Here is a 5647-nt window from a genome sequence, read left to right on the forward strand (position 1 = left end):
TACATCGACGGCGAGCCGCGCAAGGTGACCGCGAAGTTCCGCGCCTACGCCTCGCCCGAGGAATCCTTCCGCGACTACGCGCAGCTCATCAAGAACAGCCCGCGCTATGCCGGCGTGGTGGAGCAGGGCGGCAGCGCCCAGGGTTTCGCCACCGGCCTGCAGCGTGCTGGCTATGCCACCGACCCGGCCTACGCCGACAAGCTCGGCCGCGTGATCAACACCACGCTCAGGCTGCAGCGAGACCTGACGACGTGAGGCGGCGCATGCACCACCCGCCCGCCCCCACGCACGTTGCAAGGAGCCCAGCATGGCCAACCTGATGTCACTCGGCACCCGTGCCATGTTCGCCAATTACGCGGCGCTGCAGGCCACAGGCTCCAACATCTCCAACGCCAACACGCCCGGCTATTCGCGCCAGCAGGTGGAGCTTTCCACGGCGGGCGGGCAATACACCGGCGCCGGCTTCTTCGGCAATGGCGCACAGATAGACAGCGTCACGCGCGCCGCCGACTCCTTTCTCACCCGCGCCGCGGCAACCTCCAGGGCGCAGGCCGCCTTCGACGCCACGCACCTCGAACAACTCAGGCGCCTGGAGTCGGTGTTCCCGCCTGGCGAGTCGGGCATCGGCTTTGCGGCGGGCCAATTGCTCAACGCCTTTGTCGATGTGGCCAACCGCCCGCAGGATGCCGCGGCACGCCAGGTCGTGCTCGCCCGCACCGAAGAGCTGAGCTCGCGCCTGCGCGCCGCCGGCGGGCAGATCGATACGCTGCAGTCCGGCGTGGCGCAGGATTTCAGGACCTCCATCGCCACGGTCAACACCCTCGCGCAGCGCGTGGCCGACCTCAACAAGCAGATCGCCGGCGCGCTCGGCACCGGCCACACGCCCAACGACCTGCTCGACCAGCGCGACCAACTCGTCAGCGAGATCAGCGGCTTCGTGCAGGTCAGCACCATCACGGCTGACGACGGCACGCTCGGCCTCTTCATCGGCGGCGGACAACGCCTGGTGCTCGGCGGCAGTGCGCTCGAACTCAAGGCCATGTCCGACCTTTACGACCCGGCCAAGGTGCGCCTGGGCGTGCGTGAGGGCGGCGTCGATCGCGGGTTGCCCACTGGATCGCTCGGCGGCGGAAGTCTTGCCGGCCTGCTGGCGTTTCAGGACGACGACCTCACCGACGCACAGGCGCTGGTCGGCCGCATGGCCGCAGCCATTGCCGGCAGCCTCAACGAACAGCAGGCGCTCGGTCTCGACCTGCGCCAGCCCGCCGGCAGCGGCGCGCCACTCATGAACGTGGGTGCGCCGCGCGTGCTGCCCGCTTCAACCAACACCGGCGGCAGCACCGTCGGCGTGCAGATCACCAACCCGGCACAACTGCAGGCCAGCGACTACGAACTGCGTGCCGATCCGGCCGCCGCCGGAAGCTATCTAATCACGCGGTTGTCCGACGGCATGGTGCGCAGCGTGGCCTCGGGCGACGCCATCGACGGTTTCACCATCGACGTGGGCACGCCTGCACCCGCCGCCGGCGACCGTTTCCTGCTGCAGCCGGTGAGCCGCGCGGCCCAGGGCGCCAGCCGCGCACTCGACGATCCCAAGGGCATTGCCGCCGCTGCGCCCCTCACTGCCACCGCGAGTGCAGCCAACGAAGGCACCGGCAGCGTGGCCAGCGTCAAGGTCACCGACGCGTGGCCGCTGGTCACGTCGCAAGAGCCCACCATAGTCACCTTTTCTCTCGACGCCAGCGACCGACTGCAATACACGTGGACGCAGGCCGGCGGAACGCCCGCCACCGGCACGGGCCTGTGGGATTCGAGCGTGCCCATCGCCCTCAACGGCGCCGAGCTGCGCCTGAACGGCGTGCCGCAACCGGACGACAGCTTCAGCGTCGCGCCCGCGGCGTTCTCGGCGTCGAACAACGGCAACGCCCTGGCGATGCTCGACCTGCGCGACGCCGGCATCGTGGGCGAGCAACTCCTGGCCGACGGCAGCATCGCCGCCGGCGAAAGCATCACCAGCGCTTATGCCAGCGCGCTGGCCGACATCGGCGTGCGCGTGCAGAGCACCAAGGCGTCGAGCAACATCTCCACTGCCGTCGCCGCCAACGCCGACGCCATGAAGGCGGCCGCCACGGGCGTCAACCTCGACGAAGAGGCGGCCCGGCTCATCCAGTACCAGCAGGGCTACCAGGCCGCGGCCAAGATCCTGCAGGTCGCGCAAAGCGTGTTCGACACGCTGCTGTCGGTGACCGGCCGCTGACCCCCGACGCACCGAGGACACCCACCATGCGCCTGAGTACCGCCCACACCTTTGATGCCGGCATCGACAACCTGCAGCGCCGCCAGCTCGAGCTGGCCGAGCAGCAAATGCAGATGACCAGCGGCAAGCGCGTCAACCGCGCCAGCGACGATCCCACTGCCGCCGCCCGCGCCGAACGCGCACTCGCGCTCGAGTCGCGCAGCGTCGCCAGCCAGCGCGCCGTGGAAGCCAGCCGCAATGCCATGCAGACCGGCGAAAGCGCCCTCGGCGACGCCACCGAACTGCTGCAACAAGCCCGCGAGACGCTGGTCGCCGCCGGCAATGGCAGCTACAGCGACAGCGAGCGCACCAGCCTTGTTCAGGCGCTGCGCGGCATCCGCAACCAGCTCTTCGCTGTCGCCAACCGCTCCGACGGCAGCGGCGGCTTCGTCTTCGGCGGTCAGGGTTCTAGCGCGCCGCCCTTCGTGGAGCGGCCGCTGCCCGAGGGCGTGGCCTTCGTCGGCACCGCCGGCCAGACGGTGGTGGCTTCGGGCGAAGCGCTGCCGGTCACGCTGGACGGAGAGGCGGCCTGGCTGCAGGCCCGTACCGGCAACGGCGTGTTCGAGACGCAGGCCACCACGCAAAACGGCAGCGCCTGGATCGACGCCGGCAGCGTCGGCAACCCGGCTGCCGTGACCGGCGATCCCTACTCGCTGAGCTTCAGCGTCGACGCCGCCGGTGTCACCACCTACACCGTGCTGCGGGACGGCCTGCCGACGGCGCTGGCGAACGAGCCTTACCAGAGCGGCACGGCCATCGAGATCGACGGCCTGTCCTTCAAGATCACCGGCCAGCCGGCCGACGGCGACCGGTTCGACGCCGTGCCTTCCGAGGCCAGCCTCAACATCTTCAAGATGCTCGACCGCGCCGCCGCCGCGCTGGAAACGCCGGGCCTCAATGGCGGCCAGGCCACGCAGGCCGTGACCCTGGGCTTGCGCGACATCGACGCCTCGCTCGGGCGCCTGCAGTCTCAGCGGGCGCAGGCCGGCGAAGCCCTCAACCGCATCGACGGCGTGGAAGATCGCCTGGCCGCCGTGAAACTGGGCGCCAAGGTCGAGCGCTCGTCGGCGGAAGATCTCGACATGGTCGAGGCGATCTCCAAGTTCCAGCAGCAGCAGAGCGGCTACGAAGCCGCGCTGAAGTCGTATTCCATGGTGCAGCGCCTGTCGCTGTTCCAGTACATCAATCCGTGATCCGTTGATGCGTGAACCCCAGGGAGAGTCTTCGTGAGTGACAGCATCCTCAGCCAGGTCGCGCTGAGCTATTCGCCGATGGTCGACCGCCTGCGGGCGGTCACCGCCACGCGGCTGACCGTGTTTCCGCTGGTGCCCGGCGCGCCGCTCGATGCCGGCGCCCTGCTCGCCGAGATCGCCACCGTGTGGCCGCAAGGCGGCGCGCAAGTTTCGCTCAATGTGCTGAGCGAAAACCTGCTGCAGGATTTGTTGGTGGCCGCACCGAGCTCCAACGTGATGATCGAAATACCCGCCTTCATGGCGGCCGACGAGAACCACACCGAGGCGATCAAGGTGCTGCACGCCAGCGGCAATACCCTGCTCATCAAGGGCCGGCCGCTGCGCGAACTGCCGCGCGAAGTGCTGCCGTGCTTTCGGCATTCGATCATCGCGCTGGCCGACGATCGCCGCGTCGGCGAATCGGATCTTCCTTCGGGCGTGAAGCGCACTATCGGCTACGTGCAATCGGGCGTGCGCACCATCGCCGACATGGAAGGCTCCTTCGCGCGCGGCGCCACCGCCGTGCTGGGCTGGCCCATGGACGACGTGTTCGCGCAGGAGGCCGCCAAGAGCGGCGACAAAGGCAAGACCGTCGGCACCGACCTGCAGGTCATCGTCGAGCTGATCCACCGCGTAGACCAGCACGAGCCGATCGAAAAGCTCGAAGCCACGCTGCGCCGCGACCCGACGCTGGCCTTCAAGCTCATGCGCTACATCAACTCGCCGGCCTTCGGCCTGTCGGTGGAGATCAGCTCCTTCCGCCACGCCATCATGATGCTGGGCTACAACCGGCTCAAGCGCTGGCTCGCCCTGCTGCTGGCCACCGCCAGCAAGGACGCCAACCTCAAGCCGGTGATGTTCGCCGCGGTTCGCCGCGGCATGCTGATGGAAGAACTGGTGCGCCCGCTGGGCGACGACGAGATGAAGGGCGAGCTCTTCATCTGCGGCGTGTTCTCGCTGCTCGACCGCATGTTCCACCAGTCCTTTGCCGAGCTGCTGAAGACGCTGCCCGTGCCCGAACGCGTGTACCAGGCGCTGGCCGAAAACAGCGGCCCGTATCAGCCCTACTGCGCGCTGGTGAAGGCGGTGGAGGGCGACGAGCTCGAGCCGATTCGCCAGGCCTGCGACGGCCTGCTCAGCGGGCCGAAGGAAATCAACCGCGCGCTGCTGCAGGCGCTGGCCACGGCGGCGCAGCTCGAATGAGGTGTCAGGGGCGCAAGGCCGCGCGCTACAGCGCAATTTCGACTGAGCGAAAGGCCTTGTCCCGCGCGTTGTAGTCCGGGCGAGGGCCCGCGAAATGCGCAGCGAGCAGCTTGACCTGCCGCATCTCGCTCACATGGAACAGCTTCCAGCCGAGCGGCTCGCCCGACGCGCTGCCGCCTGCGACCTGATAGGCGCTCAGCGCAGGGCGGCCGGAGCCGCTGAGTCCGTAGATGTGGGGCTCCACCGCCCGCGGCTGCCCGTCGTACACGAAAGCGAGCAACTGCCGTTCGCGAAGCGCCGTTGCGATGGCCGCTGTCTTCGCATCAGCCTTGATCGCACCGGAGCCGGCGGCACCCATCGAGCCTCAACCCAACAGCCCCGGATTGAGCCGCCAGAGCGAAAAATTGAGTGCCGACGCAAAGCTGACCCAGGCCAGGTAGGGCAGCAGCAGCGCCCCGGCCAGCAGCCGCACACGCCAGAAGGCAAGCACCGTACCGAGAATCAGCGCCCAAAGCACGAGGATCTCGGCGAACGCCAGCCCGCCTTCGCGCCAGGCGAAGAAAAGCCAGGTCCACAGTGCGTTCGCGGGGAGCTGAACGAGAAAGAGGACGAGCGCCGTGCGTGCGCCGTCGAAGCCTCGCGCCCGCCACACCAGCCAGGCCGCCACGCCCATCATCAGGTACAGCACGCTCCACACCGGGCCGAACAACCAGGCCGGTGGCGCCCCAGGACGGGCGCTCGAGCTGTTGGTAGAAGTCGCCGGCGGTGACCGACGCGAAGCCACCGATCGGTAAGCGTGGCCTCAAGGCCCTCTTGACCGAGAAGCTGGGAGGGGACTACAGCAGGTCGCTTTCGCCGTCGTTGACCTCGTCGATGAACACGTCATTCGACCAAGCCAAGCCGATGGCCTTGTCCA

The 5647-nt window shown here is 68.5% G+C and carries 6 protein-coding genes; 4 read left to right on the forward strand and 2 right to left on the reverse strand.

Annotated features, from left to right (window positions below; genetic code table 11):
• The 4 genes from H0W40_RS18815 to H0W40_RS18830 form a co-directional block, all read left to right on the forward strand.
• Positions 1 to 255, forward strand: a 255-nt coding sequence (locus H0W40_RS18815; RefSeq protein WP_292449301.1) for a glycoside hydrolase family 73 protein, incomplete at its 5' end; no start/stop codon positions are given.
• Between the two features lie 52 nt (positions 256 to 307).
• Positions 308 to 2257, forward strand: coding sequence for a flagellar hook-associated protein FlgK (gene flgK, locus H0W40_RS18820; RefSeq protein ID WP_292449302.1), 1950 nt, complete (start codon positions 308 to 310; stop codon positions 2255 to 2257).
• Between the two features lie 26 nt (positions 2258 to 2283).
• On the forward strand, positions 2284 to 3489 hold the full coding sequence (gene flgL, locus H0W40_RS18825; RefSeq protein WP_292449304.1) for a flagellar hook-associated protein FlgL: 1206 nt from the start codon (positions 2284 to 2286) through the stop codon (positions 3487 to 3489).
• A 33-nt stretch (positions 3490 to 3522) separates the two neighbouring features.
• Positions 3523 to 4731 carry an EAL and HDOD domain-containing protein gene (locus tag H0W40_RS18830; protein ID WP_292449305.1) on the forward strand — a complete coding sequence of 403 codons (1209 nt, stop codon included), beginning with the start codon at positions 3523 to 3525 and terminating at the stop codon, positions 4729 to 4731.
• Between the two features lie 25 nt (positions 4732 to 4756).
• Here H0W40_RS18830 and H0W40_RS18835 read toward each other — a convergent pair whose 3' ends face one another.
• Both H0W40_RS18835 and H0W40_RS18840 read right to left on the reverse strand, forming a co-directional pair.
• The gene (locus H0W40_RS18835) at positions 4757 to 5089 is read right to left on the reverse strand and encodes a hypothetical protein (RefSeq protein WP_292449306.1); all 333 of its coding nucleotides are present in this window, start codon (positions 5087 to 5089) and stop codon (positions 4757 to 4759) included.
• A 6-nt stretch (positions 5090 to 5095) separates the two neighbouring features.
• Positions 5096 to 5428 (reverse strand): TspO/MBR family protein, encoded by a 333-nt coding sequence (locus H0W40_RS18840; protein ID WP_292449307.1) that lies wholly within the window; start codon positions 5426 to 5428, stop codon positions 5096 to 5098.
• Positions 5429 to 5647 lie beyond the last annotated feature (219 nt).

The organism is Methylibium sp. (genome assembly GCF_013817345.1).
GTDB lineage: Bacteria > Pseudomonadota > Gammaproteobacteria > Burkholderiales > Burkholderiaceae_C > Methylibium.